The organism is Oceanobacillus bengalensis, assembly GCF_003628445.1.
GTDB classification, from domain to species: domain Bacteria; phylum Bacillota; class Bacilli; order Bacillales; family Amphibacillaceae; genus Oceanobacillus; species Oceanobacillus bengalensis.
In genome coordinates this window covers 15,550-42,279 of the sequence record NZ_RBZO01000025.1, presented here as the reverse complement: position 1 = coordinate 42,279, position 26,730 = coordinate 15,550, and the positions used below count along the sequence as shown (strand labels likewise).

Genomic DNA, 26,730 nt, shown 5'->3' with positions numbered 1-26,730 from the left:
GAATGATTGTTCAAGAGGGGGATGTTTAAATGATAAATATTATAATTGCTGGGCCTCGTGGTAGAATGGGAGCAGAAGCTGTTAACATGGTTTCAAATGAAGAGAATTTTCGACTAGTGGCATGTCTTGATCGGAAATTTAACGGAAAAACACTAAAGGATGTAGAAGGGTTACCTGATGTAAATGTACCTATTTTTGAAGATATAGAAGAATGCTTTCACGCCGTAGATGCTGATGTTATCGTTGATTTAACGATACCAGAAGTTGGATATTTACATACAAAAACCGCGATTGAACACCATATTCGGCCTGTCGTAGGAACAACTGGTTTTACAAGTGAGCAAATCACTGAATTAGAGTTATTAGCCAAAGAGAAGGGGATAGGAAGTATTATAGCCCCTAATTTTGCGGTTGGTGCGGTTTTAATGATGAAATTTTCACAAATGGCTGCGAAATACTTACCTGATGTTGAAATTATTGAGAAACATCATGATAATAAATTAGATGCACCATCTGGTACTGCTGTGAAAACAGCTGAATTAATAAGGGAGTCTCGCGATTATAAGAAACAAGGTCATCCAAATGAGAAGGAAACAATCAATGGTGCTCGTGGTGCAGAATTTGATGGCATGCGAATTCATAGTGTGCGCCTACCTGGATTAGTTGCCCATCAAGAGGTAATTTTTGGTGGAGCTGGTCAGATCTTATCTATCAAACATGACTCACTGGATCGAAGCTCGTTCATGGATGGCATTAAATTAGCTGTAGAAAAAGTAATGGGGTTAGACAAATTTGTTTATGGACTAGAAAATATACTTTAAGAGGAAGAGAAAATCATAATGAAAATAGGTATTACATGTTATCCAACGGTGGGTGGATCTGGTGTTATGGCAACCGAACTTGGAAAAATGCTAGCAGAAGAGGGACACGAAATCCACTTCATCACATCTGGAGTTCCATTTCGTCTAGATAAAATAGATCCAAAGATTTTTTACCACGAGGTTGAGTTGAATCATTATCCCGTATTTCAATATCCACCATATGATTTGGCTCTAGCGACGAAAATGGCTGAAGTGATTGACCAGGAAAAGTTAGATATCCTTCATGTTCACTATGCCATGCCACATGCAGTTTGTGCGATCTTAGCAAGAGATATTGCAAAGCACAAGGTTGGGATCGTTACGACCCTCCATGGAACGGATATAACTGTTTTAGGGATCGATAATACGTTCCAAAAAATGATTAAACATGGCATTGAGCAATCGGATGCGGTGACTGCTGTTTCAAAAAGCCTCGTTCGTCAAACACAAGAGATGCTCCATGTAAACAAAGAAATATCGGTCATTTATAATTTTGTTAATGAAAAAGAATATTATCCGAAAGAAGGAGCCTCACTAAAAAAACAATACGGAATAGCATCGGATGAAAAAGTATTGATTCATATCTCTAATTTTCGGAAAGTAAAAAGGGTACAAGACATTGTAAGAACATTCCAAAAAATCGGACAACAAATGAAATGTAAACTACTTTTAGTCGGAGATGGTCCAGAGTATTTCTCAACTGTACAACTGGTCCGTGAATTAGAGTTAGAGAATCATGTCCTATTTTTAGGGAAACAAAATAATATAAGTGATTTATTATCTATATCTGATTTAATGTTGTTACTTTCAGAGAAAGAAAGCTTTGGTTTGGTTTTATTAGAAGCGAACGTTTGTAAAGTTCCATGTATTGCAACAAATGTAGGCGGGATACCAGAAGTGATAGATCACGGGAAAACTGGTTACCTTGTTGATTTAGGAGACATTGAGAAAGCGAGTAGGTATGCGCTAGACTTGTTAACGAATGCCTCTAAATTAGAACAATTTTCGGAAAATGCCTACATGTACGCTAGACAACATTTTGCTTCACAAAAAATTGTAAAACAATATCTAAATGTATATGATCGTATACTAACAACGAATCAGTTGGAAAAAGGTGAATATGATGCTGATTGAACCATTTCTAAAGGCACTACCAATTTTAGAAACCATCGAAGAACATAATCATCAAGCCTTTTTTGTGGGTGGCTGTGTTCGAGACTTTTTGCTTGGGCGTACCATTGGAGATGTTGATATTACCACATCCGCACGACCAGAAATGATTCAGAAATACTTCCCCAAGGTAATACCAGTGGGGATTGAGCATGGCACGGTTATCGTTAGAAATGAAGACATATCTTATGAAGTTACTACTTTTCGAATAGATGGCGATTATTCGGACAAACGCCATCCGGATTCTGTGATGTTTATAGATAAGATAGATAAGGATCTAGAACGTCGTGACTTTACCATAAACGCTCTAGCAATGACGAAAGATGGAGAAATTATTGACCTTTTTGATGGACGTGGAGATTTAAATCAAAAGGTAATCCGTACGGTTGGCGATGGTTATGAACGTTTTAAAGAAGATTCATTGCGTATTATTCGAGCGCTTCGGTTTTCAAGTCAATTAGGTTTTATGATTCATGAAGACACATTAAAAGATATGAAGCTTGTAATGCAAGATATAGGGTCGCTTGCTGTTGAAAGAATTTCAAATGAGTTTGCAAAGTTATTTGCTGGTAAATATGTGGAAACTGGGATTTCATATTTACGAACTACTGGAATTTATAAGTATCTCCCAATATTTAGTGAGCATCCTGACATGATGAAGCATATTCCAAATAAAATAACTCCATTATTATCGTTTGGAGAAGTAATTGCGTTATTTCATCTACTAGAACCGAATATTTCAGTGAAAAATTGGGTCAAGGCATGGAAATGTTCGAATCAGATAAAAAAAGAAGCCGTAGCACTAATACAAGCATATGATTATTATGTAAACAACGGGATAAATAACTGGCTAGTATACTCTTTAGAGGAGAGTTATTATAATGGATTTGTACGGATTGTAAACGTATTACAAAACAAGATCGTCACTTATGATGATTTAATAAAAGTACGAAATAAACTACCAATCCAGTCAAGAAATGAATTGGATATTAACGGGAATGACTTAATTCACATGTTCCCAGATAATAGGAAAGGCCCGTGGCTACATAAAATGCTTTCTGCTATAGAAAAAGAAGTAGTTTTCGATGGTTTGAAAAACAAAAAAAGTGAGATAAAGGATTGGATAAAATGTCATCCACCCGAAACAAATTAATTGAGATTTTAGCTTTAAATAACGATGGTTACATATCTGGACAGGCTATTTCGGATAAACTCCAAATATCAAGAAGTGCTGTTTGGAAACATATGAAAGAGCTTGAAAAAGATGGATACAAAATTGAGGGAAAGTCAAATAAAGGCTATCGTATTATAGGTTTCCCCAATAAATTAAGTGAGAATACAATAACGTGGGGACTAGATTCAAAGTGGTTAGGCAAGAACATTATACATAAAGAATCCACTTCATCTACACAAACAATTGCGCATGAGCATGCACGTAATCAGGCACCGAATGGAACAGTGATTATCGCTGATGAACAAACAGATGGTAGAGGTAGAATCAATCGTAATTGGGATTCCACCAAGGAGAAGGGAATTTGGATGAGCATTATATTAAGACCTGAGATTCCAGCCCATCATGCCCCACAGTTAACCTTGCTCACAGCAACAGTTTTAGCTGACGTTCTGAGTTCATACCCTCTGCTTCAGCCACAAATTAAATGGCCTAATGACATTCTTTTAAATGGAAAGAAATGTGCAGGAATTTTAACGGAAATGCAGGCAGAGCAGGACCAAATTTGGTATGTTATTATTGGTATTGGCTTAAATGTAAAGCATACAAGGGAAGACCTTTCCGAAGAATTACGTCATAGAGCGACATCACTTGGAATGGAAACAGAAAAGGATTGGTCTATTCAAGAACTAATCCAAAAAATTCTGGCTACATTTGAGAAAACCTATGAACTTTATTTGGAGCGAGGCTTTGGGGAAATAAAAGAGAAATGGGAACACTATGGATTTAAAATTGGAAAAGAAGTTAACATTAAAACTATGAAGGAAGAGTGGAAGGCGCCATTCTTAGGAATAGCAGAAGATGGAGCGATGCTAACGATATCAAAGGATGGTCATAACCAGAGAATATATTCTGCAGAAATCTCTTGGTTTGATAATTAATGGATTGTTTCCTGACGAAGAAGTTGACGGGGAAGAATATCCTGTTATCATTGATTATTGAGTATAGAAAGCAAGGTGGATGTAAATGGAAAAATATGTTGTCATCGATTTAGAGACTACCGGTCATTCTCCCACCAAAGATGATAAAATAATAGAAGTTGGAATAGTCGTTATTGAAAACAACGAGATTACGGAGACAAAATCGACTTTTTTTAATCCTAAACAATCCATTCCGCCTTTTATTACTAAATTAACTGGTATCACAGATGAAGATGTCAAAGATGCACCCCTTTTTCATGAAGAAGCGGATAAGATAATTGAAATATTTAAAGATAGTTATTTAATTGCACATAATGTGCCTTTTGATTTAGGTTTCTTGAATTCGGAGTTAGAATTAAATGGGAAAGGAAAATTAACAAATCCGGTAATTGATACGGTTGAACTTTCCCGAATCCTTTATCCCAAAAGCACGAGTTATAAATTGAATCAGTTAGCTGAGTATCTTAATATACAGCATGACGTACCGCATCGCGCGCTATCGGATGCATATGTAACGGCTAAGCTATTTCTAAAGCTAAAAGAAAAACTAGATACACTACCATATGAAACCATTCATTCCTTACTGCAACTTTCAAGTATGTTCAAATCTGATTTATATGCTCTATTAAATGAAAGACAAGAGAAGTTAGCATTCTCGACAACAGATAGAGACGATATTGAAACGTTCCAGGGATTGGCATTTAAGCAATTGAAAGAAGAAGACAAATCAACTTCTGCGTTCACTACTTCATATGGAGACTTCCTAGATGATATCTATGAAGAAAACGGTAAGCTTTCAAAACGAATGAAAAGGTACGAAAAACGACAGGGTCAAAGAGATATGTCTGAAGTTATCTTTGATGCATTTCAAACGAAAAAACATGCAATAATTGAAGCGGAAACGGGTACTGGTAAATCGTTAGGTTACTTGATTCCAGCAATCTATGAATCAGTAAAAATGAAGCAAAGAATAGTTATTAGTACATATACAACACAGTTACAATCACAATTAATTGAACAAGAAATACCGCTTATAGAAGCACTTATTCCAAACACGTTCAAAGCTGCCCTCATAAAGGGAAAGCATCATTACATTAGTCTTGAAAAATTTGCACATGAAATGCATTCCAACGTAAATGATAATTATGATATTACCCTTACAAAGGCTATGATTCTTATTTGGTTAACAGAAACGGAAACTGGTGACATTGACGAGATTAATTTACCTTCAAGTGGGTATTTATTTTATAGAAAAATATCGACCGAAGCTGAAGGGGGACTTGATCCGTACTCACCTTGGTTTAATAAGTCGTATTATCAAAAGGCTAAAAAGAAAGCAATGCACGCTGACATTATCATTACTAATCATGCACTTTTAGCAATGGATATGTTTAATGACTATCAATTTCTGCCTACCTATAAAAAAGTAATTATTGATGAAGCGCATCATTTTGAAGATACCGCCGCACATCATTATGGACTCGATGTTGACTACGTTAATATGCAATATGTATTGAACCAAATAGGCCACTGGGAAGAAACAAAATCCTTAGGGAAATTATTGTCTCGTTACACTGATTATCAGGATGAACTGCCATTAAAGAAATGGGATGAAGTATTAGATCACACGAAGTATGAGATTGATGTTTTATTCGGAGCGATCTATCATTATGTACTAGACAGTTACAAGACGTCAATGGCGACTAGTGATGTTGGTAGAGTACAGTATCGTTTTGAGGAAGAAAAAGAAGATGAAAATAGATGGAATGCTATTAAAGAAATGGTTACAAGATTAACCTTTTATCTTAGGGATTTAATTCACATTCTCGCTGCAACGGAACAAACCCTTTATAAAAAAGATGCACTTGACAAATATGATAAAGATGATTTAAACGGAATGGTAGATGTGTTACAAGGTTTCATCGATCGATTTGAGCAGTTATTCTTATTAGAGTCTTCCGTTCCACAAGTACGCTGGGTTGAAATTGATACGAAAGGACCAAAGAATGCCGTTTTCCTTTACTGTGAACCAACGGATATATCTTCTTTGTTAATGAATGATTTCTTTGATAAAAAAGAAAGTGTAATTTTAACAAGTGCTACATTGACAATGAATGATTCCTTTTCCTATATAGAAGATAGGTTAGGATTGCCTTCAGATCGCCTAGAGACGGAAAGAATTGCATCTCCCTTCTCATACAAGGATCAAGTACAACTATTTATTCCTACCGATTTTCCAGACATAAAGTATGGTAAAATGGATGATTTTATTTATGCAACTTGTGAAGCTATCCTATCCTTAGCAGAAATAACCAATGGGCGAATGCTCGTATTATTTACGTCATATGATATGTTAAAAAAATCATATTTCCTACTAAAAGAAATGATGGATTTAGATAGTTACGTATTAATTGGACAAGGGATAACAAGCGGAAGTAGAACGAAACTGAAGAAAAACTTCCAAACATTTGATCAGGCAATTCTTCTGGGTACGAGTTCGTTCTGGGAGGGTGTAGATATACCAGGTGATGATTTGTCTTGCTTAATGATTGTAAGGCTTCCATTTCAGCCACCAAATCATCCTGTATATGAAGCAAAATCTAATCAATTAAAGGAAATTGGTAAAAATGCATTCATGGAATATGCATTACCAAATGCTGTTATTAAGTTTAAGCAGGGCTTTGGACGATTAATTCGTTCCACAAACGATAGAGGGATTGTATTTATATGTGATGCAAGGATAATGAAAGCACGGTACGGAAAGTATTTTATAAAATCAATACCAGAAGTACCAATCACCTACGACACAATAAGCAAACTAATGGAAAAAGCAGAAGAGTGGTTTTAAGACTTAGGGCCGTGGGCGTGAATAGTTCAAATAAAAAAATACTGATGCAAATAGACTGCATCAGTAGTATAGTAAAGAATGGTATGGGTTGTAATTTTTGTTGAGTTTATAAAAATGAGCAAAATATATAAATAGTTGTTTCTTACTTGAAGTGCTTCATCTTGATAATATCAACGTAATTCTATTATATGTAAGGCATTTAAATACTATAAGTAGAAAAAATTGATAAAAGAAGAAGCTTTTTGTTCGGAAGGGAAATGATGGATAAGCGTGTAACAACGTTGTCGATCACTCAATTCACGAATAATCTGGACCTGTATAAAATTGTTGATTTATTAAAAAGAAGCATAAAAGAGGATGATCTTATGTTTGGATTACCATTGGGTGAAGATAATGATGAAGCATTCATATTCACAATCTGTTGGAATTAGATGGCTACCGATTAGCATTTGGACTGTTATTATTATAATCGTATCTTGTTGTATTTTTGGTATATACTTGTATCAAGATATTTATGATAAAAAAACGATGGGTTTTGAAGAAACAGCCGACACGATTATCAATCAGACTGCTATTGTAGATATAGATAACATTGAATTATTTCATGGGGAAGACGCTTATCATATAGTATACGGCACAACGGCCGATGGAGAAGGCCGTATCATTTTTTATCCGTTAGAGGGTGCAGAAAAAGACATCCTATCCGTTTCCAATTCTGAAATTATTTCAAAGGATGAAATTTTACAGAATTGGAAGAGTGAATGTAGTAATTGTACATTTGTAAAAATTAGTCCAGCAGTTATTAAAGATAACATATATTGGGAAGTTACTTACCATGATAATAATGCCCGATATGTTATCGATTATATGTCTATATACGATGGTTCACTTGATGAACAGTACCGGTTTGAGAGAATGTTTAACTAGAGAGGAGAAAGGACTTGTGAATTTAGCAAAAAGAGTTGAAACATTAACACCATCTTCAACACTTGCAATAACTGCAAAAGCCAAAGAACTTAAAGAACAAGGGCATGATGTGATCGGCTTAGGAGCTGGTGAGCCTGATTTTAATACACCAGAATATATTCTTAAAGCTGCGACAGAAGCCATGCAAAACGGGATGACAAAGTATACACCATCAGGTGGGATTACGAATCTTAAGCGGGCTATTGCAAATAAATTGAAAAAAGATAATGATTTAGATTATAATCTGGAAGAGATTATCGTCACTACTGGTGCAAAACATGCCCTGTATACATTATTTCAAGTATTATTAAATGATGGTGATGAAGTAATTGTTCCGGCACCTTTCTGGGTTAGTTATCCAGAACAAATTAAACTTGCTGGTGGCGTTCCCGTTGTTGTTCAATCATCTGAAGAAAATGATTTTAAGCTTACTGCACAACAATTAGAAGAAGCAATTACAGAGAATACAAAAGCAATTATTATTAACTCGCCGAGTAATCCAACTGGAATGATGTACGCACAAGAAGAATTAGAAGAGTTGGGCCGAGTTTGCCTAAAGCATAATGTGTTAATCGTATCAGACGAAATTTATGAAAAACTAATTTATACTTCTGATAGACATATATCAATTGCTTCCATTTCAGATGAATTAAAGGAAGCTTCGATTGTAATTAACGGGGTTTCAAAATCTCATTCAATGACAGGGTGGAGAATTGGATATGCAGCAGGTCCAAAAGCGATTATTAAAGCAATGACAAACCTTGCTTCCCATTCCACGTCAAATCCAACGTCAATTGCACAATATGCAGCACTCGCAGCATACAATGCAAATGATGATGCAGTTAATGAAATGAAGAAAGCTTTCTCGGAAAGACTCGACACGATCTATACTTTAATGAATGAAATTCCAGGCATTGTTTGTAAAAAACCAAAAGGTGCCTTTTACATCTTTCCAAATGTGGCAGAAGCAGTTAAAATGAATGGATTTACAAATGTGGATGATTGGGTGAAAGTGATTCTTGAAGAAGAAAAAGTAGCGCTTGTCCCTGGTTCTGGCTTTGGTTTCCCAGACAATGTCAGGCTTTCCTACGCCCTTCAGCTTGATGACCTAAAAGAAGCAGCGAAGAGAATCAAACGATTTGTTATCAATCACCAATCTAAGTAGTACTAAAAGTATGTGAACCTTTAAAGGAGAATTACCAATGAAAACAACAATATCTCAAGTATCAAATTATGTAGAACAAACTGTAACAATCGGAGCATGGCTTACAAATAAACGCTCAAGTGGAAAAATTGCATTCCTACAATTACGTGATGGTACAGGATTTATGCAAGGTGTCGTAGTGAAAAGTGATGTATCGGAAGAAGTCTTCCAAACAGCAAAGAATATGACACAAGAGACATCCATGTACATAACAGGAAAAATTGTAGAGGACAAAAGATCTCCATTTGGCTATGAAATGCAAGTAAGTGATATAGAAGTTATTCACGTAGCGAATGATTACCCAATTACACCAAAGGAACATGGCACAGAATTCCTAATGGACCATCGTCATCTTTGGTTAAGATCAAAAAGACAGCATGCTGTAATGAAAATTCGTAATGAAATCATTCGAGCAACTTACCAATTTTTCAATGAAAATGAATATGTGAAAATCGATCCACCAATTCTAACAGGATCTTCTGCTGAAGGGACCACAGAATTATTCCATACAAAATACTTTGATGAAGAAGCATATTTATCACAAAGTGGTCAATTATACATGGAAGCTGCTGCAATGGCATTTGGAAAAGTATTTTCATTTGGACCAACATTCCGTGCAGAAAAATCAAAAACACGTAGACATTTAATTGAATTCTGGATGATTGAGCCAGAAATGGCATTTGTAGACCATGAAGAAAGCTTAGTAATTCAAGAAAATTATGTAAGTTATCTTGTACAATCTGTACTTGAAAATTGCAAATTAGAATTGGATATTTTAGAACGTGACATTTCAAAATTAGAACAAGTGAAAGCACCGTTTCCGAGAATATCTTATGATGATGCCATTACATTACTAAAAGAGAAAGGCTTTACGGATATTGAATGGGGAGAGGATTTCGGGGCACCTCATGAAACTGCAATTGCTGAGAGCTTTGACAAACCTGTGTTCATTACAAATTATCCTGCAGAAATTAAAGCCTTCTATATGAAACCAGATCCAAATAATCCAGATGTCGTACTTTGTGCAGATTTAATTGCACCGGAGGGATATGGAGAAATCATTGGTGGCTCACAACGTATTGATGACTTACAATTAATGGAAGAGCGTTATGATCAACATGGATTGAACGGTCCAGCTTACAAATGGTATTTAGAGCTAAGTAAATATGGTAGTGTACCACATTCAGGCTTCGGGTTAGGATTGGAACGTTCCGTTGCATGGATATCTGGTGTCGATCATGTAAGAGAGACGATTCCATTCCCAAGATTGTTAAATCGTTTATATCCATAAGCTTAAAGAATCCAAATAACTTTAAATCCCTTGCATCTATCCTGAGCAAGGGATTTTATGTCGAAATGGAACCTTTCGTGCTATACTAATTTAGAGGTGCAAAACATGACAAAATTTTCTTCATTTCAACAAATATTATTAAGCCAATTACCTATTCCAACTAAGTTACTAACAGACTATGTACGATTAGGTTTAAATGAAACAGAAGTACTAGTTGTTCTACAATTGTTACGCTTCTTCCAAGTAAATAAAGACTTTCCAACACCATTTGAACTTGCGCAATATATGACCATTGATGAAAAAGAATGTGCAAATATACTACGAAAATTAATCCAAAAAAATATCCTTACCATCAATCAGTCAGAAAATGAGCAGAACCAGTTAAGTGAATCATATTCATTAAATGCGTTATTGGAAAAGTTATATGAAAAGGAGCCAGAAGTAAAGCAATCAGAAACTGAACAAACAGACGGTCAAATTTTTCTTTTGTTTGAACAGGAATTTGCTAGACCGTTGTCACCATTTGAAATTGAAACCATTAATGCTTGGCTTGATGATGATAAAATAGCTCCATCTCTAATTAAGGCTGGACTGAGAGAATCTGTATTGATGGGGAAATTGAATTTTAAATATATTGATCGAATTCTTAGAGAGTGGAAGAAGAAAGGAATTCATTCTGTAGAGCAGGCAAGAGAGGCTAGTAAACAATTTCATAATAAATCACAGGCGAAAGTGTCCAACCAAGATTTTGCAAAAAAAAGAGATACTTCTTTTTATTACAACTGGCTAGAAGGGGAAGACTAATTCAATGTTGAACAAAACACAAATCAGGCATTGTTTAGATGTTATGCAAGAGATGTTTCCTGATGCAAAAGGTGAACTTAACCATTCCAATCCTTTTGAACTCGTGATAGCTGTTTTATTATCGGCACAATGTACCGATAAGTTAGTTAATAAAGTAACAGCTGATCTTTTCCAGAAATATAAAACTCCAGAAGATTATTTAGCTGTTTCCTTGGAAGAACTGGAGAAGGATATTAAATCGATAGGGCTTTACAGGACGAAGGCAAAGAATATTCAAAAACTCTGCTTGGCGTTAATTGATGAATTTAATGGCGAGGTGCCACGTACAAAAGAAGCATTAATGACACTAGCTGGTGTAGGTAGAAAAACAGCGAATGTCGTTGCTTCTATAGCATTTAATGAACCAGCCATCGCTGTAGATACACATGTAGAGCGTGTATCAAAGCGATTAGGAATTTGTAGATGGAAAGATTCCGTCATAGAAGTAGAAGAGACATTAATGCGTAAAGTACCTAAAGACGAATGGAGTGTTACGCACCATCGGCTAATATTCTTTGGTAGATACCATTGTAAGGCAAGGAATCCAAATTGTCCTGAATGCCCATTACTCGATTTGTGTAGGGAAGGACAAAAGCGGATGAAGAAAGCAGCAAAAGGATAAGACTCACCTGTAATAAATAAAAAAAAAACCGGTACATCACATTCCTAGAGATGTACCGGTTTTTTTTATTCTTCTACTTCATTTTCCTCTACGTTTTCATCAGGTACTTCTTCTTCCTCTTCTGTGTCTTCTGATACTGGTTGTTCTTCCTCAGCTGGGATTTCCACTTCAACATTCATGGATTCCCCTCGTACACCACTGTTTGCACCATTTTGCCCAACAGGGGTGACGATAATCGAATACACTTGTCCAGGACTTGCACCACTTATTTCAATTCCTAGCGACTGAACGGTCTGACTTTGTCCGTTTACCGTCACTTCATAGGATGCGGGTGGACCATTATAGTTCCAGGTTACATCAATAATGGAGGTTTCTTCAATGAAGTTCGCGGTTAATCCTTCGACAGGTGGAATATTTCCGCCTTCCTCTTCATTTTCATCTTCCTCTTCTTCCGTTTCTGCGACAGTCGCGTTAGTTGTAGCAGGCTCACTTCTATTTTCATTGTCTTCATTGCTTACGACAATTACTTGGAATTGGTATTCACCTGGCTCAACTTCACTTACATCTAATGATAATTCATCTGTAGTTGATAATAGATGCATCTCACCATCATTTAATTGACTACTTACTTCGAAGGATACATCTTCATCTGTATTGTATTCCCATGATAACTGAATTGAATTTTCCTCTTCGTTATAATTGGCTTGTAAGCTGCTTACAGGGTCAAGCTCATCAAATTTCTCTGAAACACTTGTTGGTTCAGTACCTTTTACAAATAGCTCTGTAACAATTTGCGAACTTGGTGTGTGATTACTAGGTAAAGAAGGTGGATTTGATCCCTTTTCAACCTGAACTTCAACTACTGAGCTTGGCTTGGTAAAGTCTTGTGTTTCAATTCCTTCAGAAATATTTGTCATTGTATACCTGAACAGGTCTTTGGAAATATTCGTATCAGAAATTGGTAGACGTGTATTATCTTCTAATTCACCAGTCCAGACCGCGATCGTGTAATTGGTTGAATACCCAGCAAACCATGAATCTGCAGCTTCTCCACTATCTAATGTACTTGTCCCTGTTTTACCAGCCATCGGCAATCCTGAGACATTTGCTCTTGTTCCTGATCCTTGTGTTACAGCAGATTTGAGCATATCGGTAACCATATAAGCCGTGTAATCAGACATAACCACTTCTGGTTCAGGTGTTAGGTCAACCTCTCTACCATCAGGGAATACCACTTTTGTAACGGTATAAGGTTCAATATATACCCCTTCGTTACCAAATGCTTGATATGCTCCAGCCATTTGAAGTGGATTCACATTTAATGTTGATCCACCAATTGCGTCGGTTAAGTTTATTTTATCATCAGGAAATTCCATTCCTAAATTCTTAGCAAATTCTTTGGCATTTTCTCGTCCAACATCCTCAAAGACTTTAATTGCTGCTACGTTTATGGATTGAGCAAGTGCATGTCTTGCAGTTACCCAACCAGCATACGTTCTTGTTACATTTCGAATAGGGGTCTCTAATCCTGGTGCCTCATATGGTTTATCATCATTTATTTGATGGTATGTCGACATTTTATTGTATTCGATTGCTGGTCCAAAAGCTAAAATCGGTTTCGCAGCCGAACCTGGCTGATTCCCACCTCGTATAGCATAATTATATTCACCTGCTGCTTGGTTTCTACGGCCACCAATTGCCTGAACTGCACCAGTTTTCGTATCGGATACAACCATTGCAGCTTGAAACTGGTCATTCGGATAGTTAATTGGATTTTCTTCACTATCATTTAACAAAGATTCTACATATTCCTGTGCATTTGTATCCAATGTTGTATAAATGGTTAAGCCGTCAGTGTTAATATCTGCTCCATCAAGTTTTTCTGTGACTTCTTTTTCTACTTGTTGGATAAATGCATCATATGGTCTTGACTTAGGTGGGCTTTCTCGAAGAAGGGAAGTAATATCTACTTCTCTAGCTTCATTTGCTTCTTCTTCCGTTATTTTTTCATGACGGACCATTAACGTAAGGACCGTATCCATTCTATCCTTAGTCAATTCTGGATTTTCAAATGGATTATATGCTGTTGGGCGCTGTGGTAAGCCAGCTAATATAGCCGCTTCAGGTAAGGTTAAATCCTGTAAGTCTGATTTACCAAAGAATGTACTTGCTGCCTGTTTAACGCCGTATGCATTGGCACCATAGAATATTTTGTTTAAATAAATTTCTAATATTTCCTCTTTTGAATATTGTCGTTCTAATTGTAGTGCAAGCCACGCTTCTTGAACCTTTAATTTTATTTTCTTCTCTGGTGATAAGAAAGACTTTTCAACGACTTGTTGAGTGATTGTACTTGCCCCTTGGGAACCAAAGCCGTTCGTTATATTCGCAATAACGGCACCTCCGATTCGACGTAGGTCGATTCCAGCATGGTCAAAGAATCTGGCATCCTCTGTTGCTGTAACAGCATCAATCAACACATCTGGTAACTCTTCGAAAGTAACCCTTTCCCGATTACTTTCCGCTGAACCAAGTTTTGCAAATTCTTGTGCATCTTTATCTAGCAAAACGGATGCGAATGGATCGGTTAACTTCGATGAGTCTATTTCAGGCGCAGTTGCAATCCAATATGTCAAGAGTATACCAACACCAATTCCCACTGCAATAATAGCTATACATATGGTGAGTAGTATTTTTTTTGCAACTGGTTTTTTCTTTGCTTTCTTTTGTTTTCGTCTTGCAGAACGAGTTTGGCCATTATCTGCCATGGCTAATCCCTCCATCTCTAAAAATACGTGTTCAAAAGGAGGATAAAAAGGACCGAGAAGTTCGAGGCGGCCTAGCTCCCCGTAGCGAAACGTATGCTTTTGATACGTGAGCAGACGCTTTTGCACGCAGGAAAAGTGTTTTTCTTTTCCAAGGAACGGAAAAGCAAGCCAACGAGCTTCCACAGGATGTAGTAACTTCGACGTTCGACACGTCGAAGTTCCATTATCTAAATGTGTCATTTTTACCGGACTTTTTGAACATCCTCTAAAAATAAAGCTTGTCAATGATTGCTAGATAATCGACTCTAGCTTGATAGCTAAATGGTATTAAGTAGCTATTTTCTTTTACCACTTGATATGAAATTGATTTTTTTCCATTTTTTAATTTGTCGTACCAATGCTTAAATAATTGCTCGGCTTTCATATAATAAGTTTCATCATGTAATGTAAATCTTATAACAATAAAACATATTCCTCCATGTCTAACCACATTTTCCATATGACTAATCTGGTGATCATGAATATTAGCTAATGGAAAGAGTGTTTTGTTTTTCGTTTCTTTTGCTTCAAAATCCACATATTTTCCGCGATATAAACCATTATAATCAGTAGTAGATGCTTGTTTAAAATAGGCTTCAGTTATAACTGCTGCACTACGTCTTGGATAATTCACTTTTACTATTTGTACTGGTGTAGGTTTTTTGTGAATAACAGCTTTGTCTAAATCTAAATAATATTGATTGGTGACGTTAATATCTTCTTCTAATGACATTCCGCGATTACTAAAAGATTGATTTGTTGGATTTGATGATTGATTTAATTGAGTTGGTTTCTTCATTCCATTTGGGTAATTCATCAAATACCTCCTATCTAATCATTACAGTATCATATCAGAAAAACAAATATTTTGGTATTTTTAAGTGCGAAAGTGGGTTCTATGTAAAGTGAGTAGAGAAATAGACTATCTTCATTATATAATAAAGTTAACAAATGCACAGAATAAGGATAATATATCACGTACGAAAGCCTATCAAAAATACTATTTCAAAAATCCTGAAATTAGATGGGCATTACTTGCTTCCGTTGTTTCTAGAAACGCTGGATGGAACATGACTGATCTAGCTACACCGTCGTTTAAAACAATCCTTGGTGATGCAGAAAGAGAACACTTATTTATGACGTATGAAAGAGCGAATTGGCTCATTTTTTCAGATGCTTATCCTCAATTACTGATTTATTCCCTATCTAAAAGAAATCAAGAAGCCCAGTTTCATTTACTAAAACACTTTCATGTTTCTACGTTTATGATGCAAGAATGGTATCAATTCTGGAAAACACAGGATAAAAATAGATTAATGAATGCATTAATTATAAATGAGCAAAACGTAATTGAAAAACCTGTTATCCAGCAACCATTCTTTAAAAGGGAGGTATTCCATCATGCCCCCTATCTGATGCAGAATATATTTCATATGAGTGCAGTTCTCATGCCTACGAAAACGAATGGATTACATGGACTATTTGTAAAAGGGTTCACAAATGTGTCAAAACGTATTATGTTCGGTAAAAATATTGCATCTATCCTCTTTTCTACACGGGTTTATCCTGCATTGCTTGATTTTATTACAAAGGTCGAACATACTGGTTCGAGATGTGACTATGAGCGGTATATGTATTTTCCTACTTCCAACAGTCCAATGTTACGACGAATCTACCCCATCATTACCCATCAAGATAAAGTGCGCAAAGAATGGTATAGAAGAGGGAGGATGAAATCAAATTGGATATATCATGTGCCTGAGATAAAGGATAGCGAAATAACGAATGCTTTCCGTATCAAAAGAGTGTTGCTAGACAAGTATGCAAACATAAAAAATATGCGATACAAAAAGGATTTGTTTTAAGAAACAAATCCTTTTTGTATGATTTTATTATGTTGATGGACGGTCAGGACCATTCAGTTTTTTATCACCTTTAATTGCTTGAGATTTTGTTTGACGCTGCTGGCGTTCTTTATTTAGTATTTCTTTGCTTTTATCCATGAAAAACCCTCCTTTACGTATAGTGTGTCTATTTTTACTGAAATGATTACTATTTTCATTTCTTTTGTGCTTTTTCTTCTAGTTTTGTCGAACGAGAAGGAGTTGGACTTGAACGTATTGAATAGGTCATATAACAAATTAAAATGAGGTGAGGGTATGTCAATTGCCATAAAAGAAGTGCAACATTTTCCTAATGGTATTAGTAAAAGTGAGTTTGAAGCATCCTTACAAAAGTTACAAGATCAAGTTCGTATCATTGATCAGAAATTAGTTACAAAAGTAGAAAGGGAAATAACCGTACAATATAAAAAACAGAAAAATGAATTGGCACTAATCCGTTCTTTTAGCTCCAGTAAGGCATAATACTTAAACAAATCGTACCTATTATGGTACAGTTATAGTAAAAGGCGGAAAAGGGATGGAACTAAAGGAACGTACGATATTATTAAATAATCATTTGCTTCGGTTAAAAGCATTGTATGAAAATAGTACACCACCAGAAAATAAGAAGGATCGGAAATTCTTTCTTCAAGTTAAAGAAGAGACTTCTCCTATTTATGAGATGGTGGAGAAGTGGGAAGAACAAGCTTTACAAGTAGTTAAGGCAAGAGAAGTAACCGTTCATCCCAATCAAGTTAATGCAACGAAGGAAAATATGGAATTACTATTAATGCATAGTTATTATCTAGATGTAAGAAGGAAAAGGTATATGGAATTATACCGTTCCATACGATATATATTCGATCAATTGGTAAATGAACTTCCGTAAGTATTCTTTACAATTATTTTAAAGTATCTTATAATTTTCTCACACAAACAATGGAGGGGTGAAGTAGTTGTCATCCAATAAATTAATTGAAGAAGCAATTAACGTCAGAAAAAATGCATATGTACCCTATTCTAAATTCCCAGTAGGAGCAGCACTATTAACGAAATCAGGTAAAGTATATACGGGATGTAACATTGAAAATGCCGCATATACGGTTGGATGTTGTGCAGAGAGGGTTACTATTTTTAAAGCAATATCTGATGGTGAAACAGCGTTTGTAGAAATGGCTGTAGCAGCAGACACAAAACGGCCAGTACCACCATGTGGTGCGTGTCGCCAAGTGATGAGCGAATTTTTTAGTAACGAAATACAAATTCATCTAACCAATCTAAGTAAAGAGACCAAAACATTTAGGATGGATGAATTATTACCTTTTTCATTTAATAACGATGATTTACTAAAAAATGAATAGTATTGTATGCAAATAAAAAGTAGGAGACTGATATTCAGTTTCCTTTTTTATGGTATAATACCTATAAGTGGAAAATCCAAGATATATTACGATGAAATATTTAATATTATGTCATTATTATTAGTTGAAAAAAATAGGATAGGATATGAAGAGGTGATCTAAAAAATGAGCGTAAATCGTGTTCGTTTAAATGGGAAGGAAATTCTTGAGAAAGAATTTAAAACAGCAATGCGTGGGTATAATCAAGAAGAGGTTGATGAATTCCTAGACATTGTTATTAAAGATTATGATATATTTCAAAAAGAAATTGTTCGTTTGCAACAAGAAGTAGAGAAACTAAAGAAAAGTACAACAGAGCAAACAAGAACGCGCGCACCAGGACAACATACACAAGTTAACTATGACATTCTAAAACGATTATCAAACCTTGAAAAGGCTGTGTTTGGCAAGAAATTTGCGGATTCAGAAGGTTAAGAGTAACAGTGCTCCATGCACGATACGTTAAATGTCCTAAATAATTCCATTGAATCGATGGTTGAAATGTGCTAGAATAAATAAAGTTAAATACTCATGTAATCGCTGCATGATTTTATTATGCAGAGGAAAGTCCATGCTCACACAAACTGCGATGTTTGTAGTGTTCGTGCTTGATGAAACCATAAGTCAAGGTAGCTTTTAGGAGCTAACGGCAGGATGTATTCCTAAGTCAATCTAGATATGGAATCAGATCCTTGAAAGTGCCACAGTGACGTAGCTAGCGTGGAAACATGTTAGGTGGAACGAGGTAAACCCCGCGAGTGAGCAACCCAAATAATGGTAGGGGCATCCTTTAGTAGGGAAATGAACCGAATAAGGGACAGGTCATATGACCTTGTAGATAGATGATTACAGCCGGCGTACGAGGACCGACCACCGCTTGTAGTACAATGGCACAGAACATGGCTTATCGAGTATTTACTTGGTCATTACCATCAAAATATTACTACAATAAACCTTTTTGTAGCACTCGCTATATGAAAGGTTTTTTATTTTGTTTTTATCGATATTTCATGAATATCATGGTAATACTACATTCAGTAACATGCACAAAATGTTTTATGGTAAACTATAGAAAATCTACTAACATTAATAAAGGGGTTACCTATATGAGAAAAGTAACGTTAATTGCTACTGCAGCAATGGGATTGGAATCAATTGTTGCAGAGGAGGTAAGACAACTTGGATATGAAGCTCGGGTTGAAAATTCGCGGGTTATTTTTGAGGCGCCAATTTCTGCTATTCCCCGTTGTAATTTATGGCTTCGTACAGCTGACCGGGTAAAGATTCTCGTGAATCAATTTACAGCAACAACCTTTGACGAATTATTTGAAGGGACCAAAGCACTTCCATGGGAAGACTTTATTGCTGAAGATGGTCAATTTCCTGTCTCAGGAAAATCTATAAAATCAACGTTATATAGTGTACCAGATTGTCAAAAAATCGTTAAGAAGGCAATTGCTGAGAGACTAAAGCGTAAATATGGTGTTGCTTTTAAAATGCCAGAAACGGGTGCTTTATACAAAGTAGAAGTCGCATTACTTAAAGATGTTGTGACTTTAACGATTGATACATCTGGAGAAGGATTACATAAAAGAGGGTACCGTATCGGTCAAGGAGAAGCGCCAATCAAGGAAACAATGGCAGCAGCATTGGTACTATTAACAAATTGGAAGCCAGAATATCCATTTATCGACCCTTTCTGTGGATCGGGAACAATTCCGATAGAAGCAGCACTCATCGGTCAAAACATTGCACCTGGATTTAATCGGAATTTCGCCTCCGAGGATTGGAATTGGATTCGCAACAAACATTGGGATGAGGCCTTCACGGAAGTGGAAGATAAAGCAAACTATGATCAAAAATTATCCATTATTGGTTCTGACATTGACCATAAGTTAGTTAATATTGCGAGTGAAAATGCGATTGAAGCTGGTTTAGGTGATTTAATTACATGGAAGCAAATGCAAGTGAAGGATTTAACACTACGAGAAGATAATGGTTATTTAGTTGGTAATCCCCCGTATGGAGAGCGTATGAGTGATCAAGAAGGTGTTGCGAAAATGTACCGTGATTTAGGTGGAATCATGAAGGAACACCCATCCTGGAGCGTGTATATTATTACAGCTTACGAGGCTTTTGAAAAAGAATACGGGCAAGTCGCAACGAAGAAGAGAAAATTATTTAATGGATTTATTCAAACAAATTATTATCAATTTTTTGGAAAAAAAGGAATTGGGGAGTAACCAATGGAAAATATTAAATCAATAGAGAAAGAATTTATCGATTTATTACACGAAATTGATGCATACCGAGAAGTAATCACATTAACGCAGTGGGACCTACGTACAAAAATACCACCAAAAGGGGTAGAACAGCGATCAGAAGTTGTTGGGGTTTTATCTGAAAAAGTTCATCAGTTAGAGACTTCAGAGAAGATGAAGCAGTACATTGATGCATTAAAAAATAAAACAGAAGATAAAATAATACAAAAAGCAGTAGAAACATGTGAAGAGACCTATAATAGGAGCAGTAAAATTCCAATTGCGGAATTTAAGGAATATGTGATGGTGCAATCGAAATCAGAGGCAATATGGCAGGAAGCTCGTGAGAAAGCGGATTTCTCCCTATTTCAACCCTATTTAGAAAAACTAGTAGATTTTAATAAAAAGTTTGCTAATTATTGGGGATATAAAGATAACATCTATGATGCCCTTTTACATAACTTTGAGCCAGGTATGACCACAAAGATATTAGATGAGGTTTTTTCTAAACTTCGTCAAGCATTAACAGGTTTACTTTCTAAAATAAACGCAAGCACTACAAAGCCAGATTCTTCCGTATTGATAGGGCATTTTCCAAAATCAAACCAAGAGGCATTTACTGTAGAGGTTTTAAAACAAATGGGTTATGATTTCGAGTCTGGGAGACTAGATGAAACCATTCATCCTTTTGAAATCACGCTTAACATGAACGATGTTCGAATTACAACAAGGTATGATGAAGAGGATTTTCGAATGGCAGTGTTTGGAACGATTCATGAAGGTGGACACGCATTATATGAACAGAATATAAGTCCAAAACTAGCTCGGACACCGCTTGCGACTGGAACTTCAATGGGAATACATGAATCACAATCCTTATTTTGGGAAAACTTTGTTAGTAGAAGCAAAGCCTTTTGGGGAAATAACTATGATTTATTGAAATCCTATGCACCTGATGCATTCGAACATGTAACACTAGAAGATTTTTACTGTGCAATTAATGAAGTGAAACCGTCATTTATTCGTATTGAAGCAGATGAACTAACATATGCTTTACATATTATGATTCGCTATGAGCTGGAAAAAGGGTTAATGAATGGTGAAATGGAGGTAAAAGATCTTCCACAGTTATGGAATGAAAAAATGGAAGATTATCTAGGAATTAAGCCACCAACAGATAAAGAAGGTGTCTTACAGGATATTCACTGGGCAGGAGGGGATTTTGGCTATTTCCCTTCATATGCATTAGGTTATATGTATGCTGCACAATTCCATCATACAATGAAAAAGGAATTAAATGTGGATCAATTGATTGCTTCAGGAGATTTAGCACCGATTAAAGAATGGTTAACGAAACATATTCATCAGTACGGGAAAATGAAAAAACCACTAGAGATCATTGAAGATGTAACGGAGGAGAAACTTAATTCCGATTATTTGGTTCAATATTTAACGGAAAAATATACAGATATATATGGTTTATAAGTAGGATCAGGGGAAAATAACTGTATAAAGGTGACAAACATGACGTACATCTGTTCAACAGGAGTTAGTATCCCAGAATATAACATGCAGCAAGAAGAAGTGAAACAGCTTGTAAAGAAGATCTTTGGATATACATCGAGACAAGTTGATCGTTTACTTCCAGTCTTTGATCATGCAGAAATAGATAATAGGCAGTTTGTAGTGGAGAAAGAATGGTTTGAACAAGACCATACATTTGAAGAAAAGAACAATCTCTATTTAGAACTAGCGAAAGCACATTCAGTAGAAGCGGTAGATAACTGTCTATCGAACGACATCTTTTTAAAAAAGGCGATTCCCTATGAAGCAGTTGATATGATTTTATTTGTAACCAGCTCAGGAATAGCAGCGCCAACGATGGATGTTCATATGATGAATGAACGCCCCTTTAGGCAAGATGTAGGTCGAATGCCATTGTGGGGGTTAGGATGTTGTGGTGGGGCAATCGGTTTGTCCCGTGCACATGATTGGATTACAGCATATCCTGATAAAACGGCTTTGCTTATTTGTTCGGAACTATGTAGTTTAACGTTTCAGAAAGGGGATGTAAAGAAGAGTAATATTGTAGGTACGGCTTTATTTGGAGACGGAATAAGTGCCACATTACTTGTTGGAGAAGAATCCCCATATTTAGATTATCGTAAATCTTCTATACCGAAAATAATAGCAACAGATACACGTACAAAACCTAATAGCGCTTCTGTTATGGGGTGGGACGTGACAAACAACGGATTAGAAGTAATCTTCTCAAAGAGCATCCCAGCACTCGTTCATTCCTTTTGGAAAGAGCATCTCGAATGGTTTTTACAAGAAAGAGGTCTTAATGAACTGGATTTCTCATCGTTTATCGCTCATCCTGGAGGTAAAAAAGTTTTACTTGCAATGGAAGAGGTCTTGCAATGTACAAAGAAAAAATTAAAGCATTCGTATCACGTACTTAGAAACCATGGAAACATGTCCTCTGCAACCGTTCTTTATGTTTTACGTGAATGGATGAAGGAAACAATGCATACAGGGGACAGGAGCATATTATCTGCATTAGGCCCTGGATTCACCTCAGAACTTCTATTATTGGAGTGGGTTGAATAATGCAACCGATAATGTGGATATTATTCATCTTTATTATCTGTCAACGTGTAATTGAGCTAAAGATTGCTAAGCGAAATGAACAATGGATGAAGGAAAAGGGAGGCATCGAAAAGGGACAAACACATTATAAATGGTTTATTGTCCTACATACAGCATTTTTCCTTTCCATCCTATTTGAAGTTATTGTGCGAGACCAAGTTAATATCGAATTCAACTCGTATTTGTTTGCACTCTTTATTTTAACCCAGTTAGCAAGGGTTTGGTGTATACAGACGTTGGGAAAGTTTTGGAACACGAAGATAATTATATTACCGAATTCTCCATTAGTAAGGAAAGGACCTTATAAATTTGTAAAGCATCCGAACTATATCATTGTAGGATTGGAACTTTTTATTATTCCATGGCTGTTTGGTGCCTACTACACAGCCATAATTTTTCCATTTTTACATGTTACTCTAATGGCTATACGAATACCGATGGAAAATAAGGCACTTGCTGAAATAAATATACAAGAATAGAAAAAGAGAACTGTCTAAATGAAAACCGCTTGATAAAAAATCAAGCGGTTTTCATTTATTCTTATTATGTTGTTCAATGAATGGGCAGTTAATGTTATAACCTGCTTATTTATTCTACCTCAAAAGTCAATCAAAATATACAGGTTCTTGTGGATTATGTAAATGTTTAAAAGCCAATTTAATTTGTGATTCCGTATTTCTAGGTATCGATAATGACGGGAGATTGTTTTCAGCAAAAAAATCAACTGCACACGTTTCTATTCCTTCTCTAGGTTGTCCACCTGTTATTTCACATTGGATAAATATTTTATAAACGTGATAGGGAGAGGGAGGATGCGGATGGCATTTCTTATCAAATACCCCGATCAATTTTATTGCTTCAACGTCAAATCCCGATTCTTCTTTTACTTCTTTCACCGCAACTTCGCTTGGAGTTAACCCAATATCACCCCAACCGCCTGGTAAAGACCAATTTCCATCTGTATTCTCTCTAACCATTAAAATTTTATTATCCTGAAAAACAACAGACCTAATATCTACCTTAGGAGTTGCATAACCAGTTTCATTGTCAAATAAATCTCTAATCACCGTCTTACTTACATCTGTATGTAAAGATAGCATTTCAATGCTAATATTTTTAATCAACTCAAATCTTTCCAAGTCATATACATCTTTCGAATAAGTTAATCCTGCCTGTGCAATGGATCTGAGTTGTTTCGCCCATTCAAGCCATTTCGGTTCCATTCAAAATCACCACCAATCGATTGTATTTAATATTTTCCTATTCCTTTTGAAAAATGATGCAGCCCCTTGTTCCGCGAAGTACAAGTTAAGTAGATTTCTTAACAAACTCTATATTTATAATAACATATTTATCATTAAATTCTAAATTTCACTATATTTAGAAAGCTATAACAAACCGTAAGTCTATAAGCAAGTGATTTTACTTATTGGATTTGTTTCGATTCACAAATTAACGTCGTTCTTAAAAAAAGTGCTAAATCATAAAGGATTTAGCACTTTTCTTATTATTTCTGATTTATTTAGTAAAAACCTAAATTACTCACAATAAGGAAAGGCCTCTCTAACTATTACCAATTGGCCAATCAAATGTTGGGGATCCTGGAGGTGCATTTTGAATAACATCAAAAATCGGTATTGTATATGCGAATAAGATTAACGCGATTGTTATTGCAATCCATAATTTCCAGTTCTCTAGCCACATAGGAGTTGGTTCTGCATTTTCCTCTTCTTCAGCAATTGGAAATTCTTCGTTTCCTTTTGGTGCAAAGAATGCTAGCTTAATGAAAATGTAAACCATTAAGATGATACCGATAAACAGGATGGTTCCTCCAACCGCCTGAGCCATTTGATATGCTCCCCATTCTGCTGCTTGTTCCGATCCACCATAGTCAGAGTAGGAGGATCGTCTCGGACCACCAAGTAACCCTTGAATATGCATGGCACCTGACATAATTGTCATACCAACTGTCCAGAAAATCGTTTGAATAATACCAAGTCGATTAATGGATTTCGTCAATGTTCTTCCAGTTAAATGTGGTATTAGCCAGTAAGAGATACCAAAGAAAGTTAGAACTACCGTTGTTGCTACCGTTAAATGAAAGTGTCCAGTAACCCAAATTGTATTATGGATAAGGGAATTCATTTGATATGATGCATTAATAAGACCACCAGCACCACCAGGAATAAACGCGAGCATTCCGATGAAAGGAGCCAAGAAACGAACATCTTTCCATGGTAAATGCTTCAACCAACCAAAGAGTCCACCAAAACCTTTTTTGCGTCCTGTAATTTCAAAGGTTGCAAACATGGAGAAGGCAGTCATTAAACTAGGAATAACAACCATAAATGTTAAAACAACTTGAATAAATTTCCATGTTGAATCAAGACCAGGTTCTGTTAACTGATGGTGAAGACCAACAGGGATAGAGAAGAATAAGAATAAAATAAATGATAGCCTTGCTAATGAATCACTAAACAATTTTCCACCGATAATTTTTGGTATAATTGCATACCATGCCATATATGCAGGTAATAACCAGAAATATACAAGTGGGTGACCGAAATACCAAAATAGTGTTCTACTTAGTAGTACATTAATCGTTGCTGTCCATCCTAATGACCATGGGATGAATTGCAATAGTACAGTGGCTGCTACGCCAAGTGTTGCAATAAACCACATTGCCATATTAATGCATACCATAAATGCTAGTAAAGGTGATTTTTCACCTGGATGTTTCTTTTTCCAAACAGCTAATTGATGCCAATTTACAAAACATGCAATCCAGCTACCAACAACAACTAAAGCTAAACCAATGTAAAATGCCGGATGTGCTTGTAGTGGAGCATAGAAAGTATAGAGAACTGCCGCTCTACCAGCTAGGATCGTAATAGCAGCCATAATCGTACCAATTGCCATAACCCAAAAACTTAACCAACCTAGTCTACGTTGTCTGTCAGATATTCCAACTGTTTTACCCATTAGAGCAAATTGGAAACCGATAATAAAGAATGTCGTTAATACAAGTCCTAAAACAACGCCATGAACGGTTAAAATAGAATAGTAATCAATCCAAGAAGGTAGTGTAAAATGACCTGAACGAACCAATACTTGAAGTAACCCCATTAATCCACCAATAAATAATGCTACAAATGCAAAAACGATAAAGGATAAGTAGAGTCTTGCTTCTTTTTTGGAAATCGTTAAAGGCAATCTATTATCTTGCTTATAGTTTACTAATTTTTCTACTGCCATTATTCTGTCACCTCCACAGTGGCGAACATCATGTGATGCCCAACACCACAATATTCATTACATAAAAGTGTGTATTCACCAGCTTTATTAAATTCTACTTCCATGCTACTTATAAACCCTGGTTCTACCATCATATTTGCATTTGTTCCTGCAATATTAAATCCGTGTACAACATCAGGTGTTACTGCTTGAAGAAGGATGGTTGACCCTTTTGGAATTTGGATATGTTTCACGGGTTTCCCTTCTTCATCTGTACCTAGGTCGTAATTAAATGCAGATGCAACAACATTTAGTACATACTTTCCTTCATCCACTTTTGTTAGACCTAAGTTTTCTTTTTTAAATGATTCTTCTGCTTCAATGTTTTCGGGATCAATAGTGATGCCGTGACTTTGTGGGTGTGTACCTAGATAAAATGCCCCAAATGCTAGGACAACTAAGAACACGATTAATGCCCCAATACCAAATGTAAGCCAGATTTTTTCATACTTGTGTAAATGCATTTGTTACCCCTCCA

The 26,730-nt window shown here is 35.9% G+C and carries 26 protein-coding genes and 1 other RNA gene; 21 read left to right on the top strand and 6 right to left on the bottom strand.

The annotated features are described in order from the left end of the window. The first annotated feature begins 29 nt into the window (after nucleotides 1-29). The 11 genes from dapB (at nucleotide 30) to nth (ending at nucleotide 11,955) form a co-directional block, all read left to right on the top strand. Entirely contained in the window at nucleotides 30-821 is a 792-nt protein-coding gene (dapB, locus tag D8M05_RS14725) for a 4-hydroxy-tetrahydrodipicolinate reductase (RefSeq protein ID WP_121133107.1), read from the top strand. Nucleotides 822-836: 15 nt separating this feature from the next. Further along, entirely contained in the window at nucleotides 837-1,994 is a 1,158-nt protein-coding gene (gene bshA / locus D8M05_RS14720; protein WP_121133105.1) for an N-acetyl-alpha-D-glucosaminyl L-malate synthase BshA, read from the top strand. Next, nucleotides 1,981-3,183, top strand: coding sequence for a CCA tRNA nucleotidyltransferase (locus D8M05_RS14715; protein ID WP_245985399.1), 1,203 nt, complete (start codon nucleotides 1,981-1,983; stop codon nucleotides 3,181-3,183). The genes bshA and D8M05_RS14715 overlap by 14 nt, the downstream gene beginning before the upstream one ends. Next, a complete protein-coding gene (locus tag D8M05_RS14710; RefSeq protein ID WP_121133101.1) occupies nucleotides 3,159-4,142 on the top strand; it encodes a biotin--[acetyl-CoA-carboxylase] ligase in 984 nt (327 codons plus the stop codon). The genes D8M05_RS14715 and D8M05_RS14710 overlap by 25 nt, the downstream gene beginning before the upstream one ends. 85 nt (nucleotides 4,143-4,227) lie before the next feature. Further along, the gene (gene dinG / locus D8M05_RS14705; RefSeq protein ID WP_121133099.1) at nucleotides 4,228-7,029 is read left to right on the top strand and encodes an ATP-dependent DNA helicase DinG; all 2,802 of its coding nucleotides are present in this window, start codon (nucleotides 4,228-4,230) and stop codon (nucleotides 7,027-7,029) included. A gap of 260 nt (nucleotides 7,030-7,289) precedes the next feature. Further along, on the top strand, nucleotides 7,290-7,460 hold the full coding sequence (locus D8M05_RS14700; protein WP_121133155.1) for a DUF4264 family protein: 171 nt from the start codon (nucleotides 7,290-7,292) through the stop codon (nucleotides 7,458-7,460). Further along, a complete protein-coding gene (locus D8M05_RS14695; protein WP_183072813.1) occupies nucleotides 7,423-7,956 on the top strand; it encodes a cell wall elongation regulator TseB-like domain-containing protein in 534 nt (177 codons plus the stop codon). Before D8M05_RS14700 ends, D8M05_RS14695 begins: the two co-directional genes overlap by 38 nt. A gap of 16 nt (nucleotides 7,957-7,972) precedes the next feature. Further along, a complete protein-coding gene (locus tag D8M05_RS14690; RefSeq protein WP_121133096.1) occupies nucleotides 7,973-9,160 on the top strand; it encodes a pyridoxal phosphate-dependent aminotransferase in 1,188 nt (395 codons plus the stop codon). A gap of 37 nt (nucleotides 9,161-9,197) precedes the next feature. After that, nucleotides 9,198-10,490: an asparagine--tRNA ligase gene (gene asnS, locus D8M05_RS14685; RefSeq protein WP_121133094.1), complete on the top strand. Its 1,293-nt coding sequence runs from the start codon at nucleotides 9,198-9,200 to the stop codon at nucleotides 10,488-10,490. Between the two features lie 105 nt (nucleotides 10,491-10,595). After that, nucleotides 10,596-11,294, top strand: coding sequence for a DnaD domain-containing protein (locus tag D8M05_RS14680; RefSeq protein ID WP_121133092.1), 699 nt, complete (start codon nucleotides 10,596-10,598; stop codon nucleotides 11,292-11,294). Nucleotides 11,295-11,298: 4 nt separating this feature from the next. Continuing rightward, nucleotides 11,299-11,955 carry an endonuclease III gene (nth, locus tag D8M05_RS14675; RefSeq protein ID WP_121133090.1) on the top strand — a complete coding sequence of 219 codons (657 nt, stop codon included), beginning with the start codon at nucleotides 11,299-11,301 and terminating at the stop codon, nucleotides 11,953-11,955. A gap of 65 nt (nucleotides 11,956-12,020) precedes the next feature. Here the strand turns inward: nth and D8M05_RS14670 are convergent, their stop codons facing one another. Then, nucleotides 12,021-14,723, bottom strand: coding sequence for a PBP1A family penicillin-binding protein (locus D8M05_RS14670; protein WP_121133088.1), 2,703 nt, complete (start codon nucleotides 14,721-14,723; stop codon nucleotides 12,021-12,023). Nucleotides 14,724-14,988: 265 nt separating this feature from the next. After that, nucleotides 14,989-15,579: a Holliday junction resolvase RecU gene (gene recU / locus D8M05_RS14665; protein WP_121133086.1), complete on the bottom strand. Its 591-nt coding sequence runs from the start codon at nucleotides 15,577-15,579 to the stop codon at nucleotides 14,989-14,991. Nucleotides 15,580-15,667: 88 nt separating this feature from the next. Here recU and D8M05_RS14660 point away from each other — a divergent pair, with 88 nt between their 5' ends. Beyond that, entirely contained in the window at nucleotides 15,668-16,627 is a 960-nt protein-coding gene (locus D8M05_RS14660) for a DUF2515 family protein (protein ID WP_121133084.1), read from the top strand. Nucleotides 16,628-16,654: 27 nt separating this feature from the next. Here D8M05_RS14660 and D8M05_RS20410 read toward each other — a convergent pair whose 3' ends face one another. Next, entirely contained in the window at nucleotides 16,655-16,765 is a 111-nt protein-coding gene (locus D8M05_RS20410) for a spore protein (protein WP_220667590.1), read from the bottom strand. Between the two features lie 156 nt (nucleotides 16,766-16,921). On the opposite strand from D8M05_RS20410, the gene D8M05_RS14655 reads away from it, so the two are divergent. The 9 genes from D8M05_RS14655 to D8M05_RS14615 all read left to right on the top strand — a co-directional run bounded on the left by D8M05_RS14655 (nucleotide 16,922) and on the right by D8M05_RS14615 (nucleotide 23,437). Next, a complete protein-coding gene (locus tag D8M05_RS14655; protein ID WP_121133082.1) occupies nucleotides 16,922-17,128 on the top strand; it encodes a hypothetical protein in 207 nt (68 codons plus the stop codon). 55 nt (nucleotides 17,129-17,183) lie between these two features. Then, nucleotides 17,184-17,534, top strand: a complete 351-nt coding sequence (locus tag D8M05_RS14650; protein WP_121133080.1) for a DUF1798 family protein — start codon at nucleotides 17,184-17,186, stop codon at nucleotides 17,532-17,534. Between the two features lie 67 nt (nucleotides 17,535-17,601). Then, nucleotides 17,602-18,006 carry a cytidine deaminase gene (locus tag D8M05_RS14645; RefSeq protein WP_121133078.1) on the top strand — a complete coding sequence of 135 codons (405 nt, stop codon included), beginning with the start codon at nucleotides 17,602-17,604 and terminating at the stop codon, nucleotides 18,004-18,006. A 165-nt stretch (nucleotides 18,007-18,171) separates the two neighbouring features. Beyond that, nucleotides 18,172-18,480 (top strand): cell division regulator GpsB, encoded by a 309-nt coding sequence (gene gpsB, locus D8M05_RS14640; RefSeq protein WP_121133076.1) that lies wholly within the window; start codon nucleotides 18,172-18,174, stop codon nucleotides 18,478-18,480. A gap of 90 nt (nucleotides 18,481-18,570) precedes the next feature. Next, an RNA gene (gene rnpB / locus D8M05_RS14635) (RNase P RNA component class B) lies at nucleotides 18,571-18,957 on the top strand. Nucleotides 18,958-19,151: 194 nt separating this feature from the next. Beyond that, on the top strand, nucleotides 19,152-20,288 hold the full coding sequence (locus D8M05_RS14630; RefSeq protein WP_121133074.1) for a THUMP domain-containing class I SAM-dependent RNA methyltransferase: 1,137 nt from the start codon (nucleotides 19,152-19,154) through the stop codon (nucleotides 20,286-20,288). A gap of 3 nt (nucleotides 20,289-20,291) precedes the next feature. Beyond that, nucleotides 20,292-21,791, top strand: a complete 1,500-nt coding sequence (locus tag D8M05_RS14625; protein ID WP_121133072.1) for a carboxypeptidase M32 — start codon at nucleotides 20,292-20,294, stop codon at nucleotides 21,789-21,791. 39 nt (nucleotides 21,792-21,830) lie between these two features. Continuing rightward, complete coding sequence (locus D8M05_RS14620; RefSeq protein WP_121133070.1) at nucleotides 21,831-22,919, top strand: type III polyketide synthase; 1,089 nt, start codon at nucleotides 21,831-21,833, stop codon at nucleotides 22,917-22,919. Next, on the top strand, nucleotides 22,919-23,437 hold the full coding sequence (locus tag D8M05_RS14615) for an isoprenylcysteine carboxyl methyltransferase family protein (protein WP_121133068.1): 519 nt from the start codon (nucleotides 22,919-22,921) through the stop codon (nucleotides 23,435-23,437). The genes D8M05_RS14620 and D8M05_RS14615 overlap by 1 nt, the downstream gene beginning before the upstream one ends. Before the next feature lie 126 nt (nucleotides 23,438-23,563). Here the strand turns inward: D8M05_RS14615 and D8M05_RS14610 are convergent, their stop codons facing one another. The 3 genes from D8M05_RS14610 to D8M05_RS14600 all read right to left on the bottom strand — a co-directional run bounded on the left by D8M05_RS14610 (nucleotide 23,564) and on the right by D8M05_RS14600 (nucleotide 26,716). After that, nucleotides 23,564-24,181: an NUDIX hydrolase gene (locus D8M05_RS14610; RefSeq protein ID WP_121133066.1), complete on the bottom strand. Its 618-nt coding sequence runs from the start codon at nucleotides 24,179-24,181 to the stop codon at nucleotides 23,564-23,566. 340 nt (nucleotides 24,182-24,521) lie between these two features. Then, nucleotides 24,522-26,213: a b(o/a)3-type cytochrome-c oxidase subunit 1 gene (locus tag D8M05_RS14605; protein ID WP_121133064.1), complete on the bottom strand. Its 1,692-nt coding sequence runs from the start codon at nucleotides 26,211-26,213 to the stop codon at nucleotides 24,522-24,524. Then, a complete protein-coding gene (locus tag D8M05_RS14600; RefSeq protein WP_121133062.1) occupies nucleotides 26,213-26,716 on the bottom strand; it encodes a cupredoxin domain-containing protein in 504 nt (167 codons plus the stop codon). The genes D8M05_RS14605 and D8M05_RS14600 overlap by 1 nt, the downstream gene beginning before the upstream one ends. Nucleotides 26,717-26,730: the final 14 nt, after the last annotated feature.

What these genes read in the sequence shown, in the direction of transcription:
- dapB (WP_121133107.1), top strand. Translation starts at nt 30, where the DNA reads ATGATAAATATTATAATTGCTGGGCCTCGTGGTAGAATGGGAGCAGAA.
- D8M05_RS14715 (WP_245985399.1), top strand. Translation starts at nt 1,981, where the DNA reads ATGATGCTGATTGAACCATTTCTAAAGGCACTACCAATTTTAGAAACC.
- D8M05_RS14710 (WP_121133101.1), top strand. Translation starts at nt 3,159, where the DNA reads ATGTCATCCACCCGAAACAAATTAATTGAGATTTTAGCTTTAAATAAC.
- dinG (WP_121133099.1), top strand. Translation starts at nt 4,228, where the DNA reads ATGGAAAAATATGTTGTCATCGATTTAGAGACTACCGGTCATTCTCCC.
- D8M05_RS14700 (WP_121133155.1), top strand. Translation starts at nt 7,290, where the DNA reads ATGGATAAGCGTGTAACAACGTTGTCGATCACTCAATTCACGAATAAT.
- D8M05_RS14695 (WP_183072813.1), top strand. Translation starts at nt 7,423, where the DNA reads ATGATGAAGCATTCATATTCACAATCTGTTGGAATTAGATGGCTACCG.
- asnS (WP_121133094.1), top strand. Translation starts at nt 9,198, where the DNA reads ATGAAAACAACAATATCTCAAGTATCAAATTATGTAGAACAAACTGTA.
- D8M05_RS14680 (WP_121133092.1), top strand. Translation starts at nt 10,596, where the DNA reads ATGACAAAATTTTCTTCATTTCAACAAATATTATTAAGCCAATTACCT.
- nth (WP_121133090.1), top strand. Translation starts at nt 11,299, where the DNA reads ATGTTGAACAAAACACAAATCAGGCATTGTTTAGATGTTATGCAAGAG.
- D8M05_RS14670 (WP_121133088.1), bottom strand. Translation starts at nt 14,723, where the DNA reads ATGGCAGATAATGGCCAAACTCGTTCTGCAAGACGAAAACAAAAGAAA.
- recU (WP_121133086.1), bottom strand. Translation starts at nt 15,579, where the DNA reads ATGAATTACCCAAATGGAATGAAGAAACCAACTCAATTAAATCAATCA.
- D8M05_RS20410 (WP_220667590.1), bottom strand. Translation starts at nt 16,765, where the DNA reads ATGGATAAAAGCAAAGAAATACTAAATAAAGAACGCCAGCAGCGTCAA.
- D8M05_RS14655 (WP_121133082.1), top strand. Translation starts at nt 16,922, where the DNA reads ATGTCAATTGCCATAAAAGAAGTGCAACATTTTCCTAATGGTATTAGT.
- D8M05_RS14650 (WP_121133080.1), top strand. Translation starts at nt 17,184, where the DNA reads ATGGAACTAAAGGAACGTACGATATTATTAAATAATCATTTGCTTCGG.
- gpsB (WP_121133076.1), top strand. Translation starts at nt 18,172, where the DNA reads ATGAGCGTAAATCGTGTTCGTTTAAATGGGAAGGAAATTCTTGAGAAA.
- D8M05_RS14630 (WP_121133074.1), top strand. Translation starts at nt 19,152, where the DNA reads ATGAGAAAAGTAACGTTAATTGCTACTGCAGCAATGGGATTGGAATCA.
- D8M05_RS14625 (WP_121133072.1), top strand. Translation starts at nt 20,292, where the DNA reads ATGGAAAATATTAAATCAATAGAGAAAGAATTTATCGATTTATTACAC.
- D8M05_RS14620 (WP_121133070.1), top strand. Translation starts at nt 21,831, where the DNA reads ATGACGTACATCTGTTCAACAGGAGTTAGTATCCCAGAATATAACATG.
- D8M05_RS14615 (WP_121133068.1), top strand. Translation starts at nt 22,919, where the DNA reads ATGCAACCGATAATGTGGATATTATTCATCTTTATTATCTGTCAACGT.
- D8M05_RS14610 (WP_121133066.1), bottom strand. Translation starts at nt 24,181, where the DNA reads ATGGAACCGAAATGGCTTGAATGGGCGAAACAACTCAGATCCATTGCA.
- D8M05_RS14605 (WP_121133064.1), bottom strand. Translation starts at nt 26,213, where the DNA reads ATGGCAGTAGAAAAATTAGTAAACTATAAGCAAGATAATAGATTGCCT.
- D8M05_RS14600 (WP_121133062.1), bottom strand. Translation starts at nt 26,716, where the DNA reads ATGCATTTACACAAGTATGAAAAAATCTGGCTTACATTTGGTATTGGG.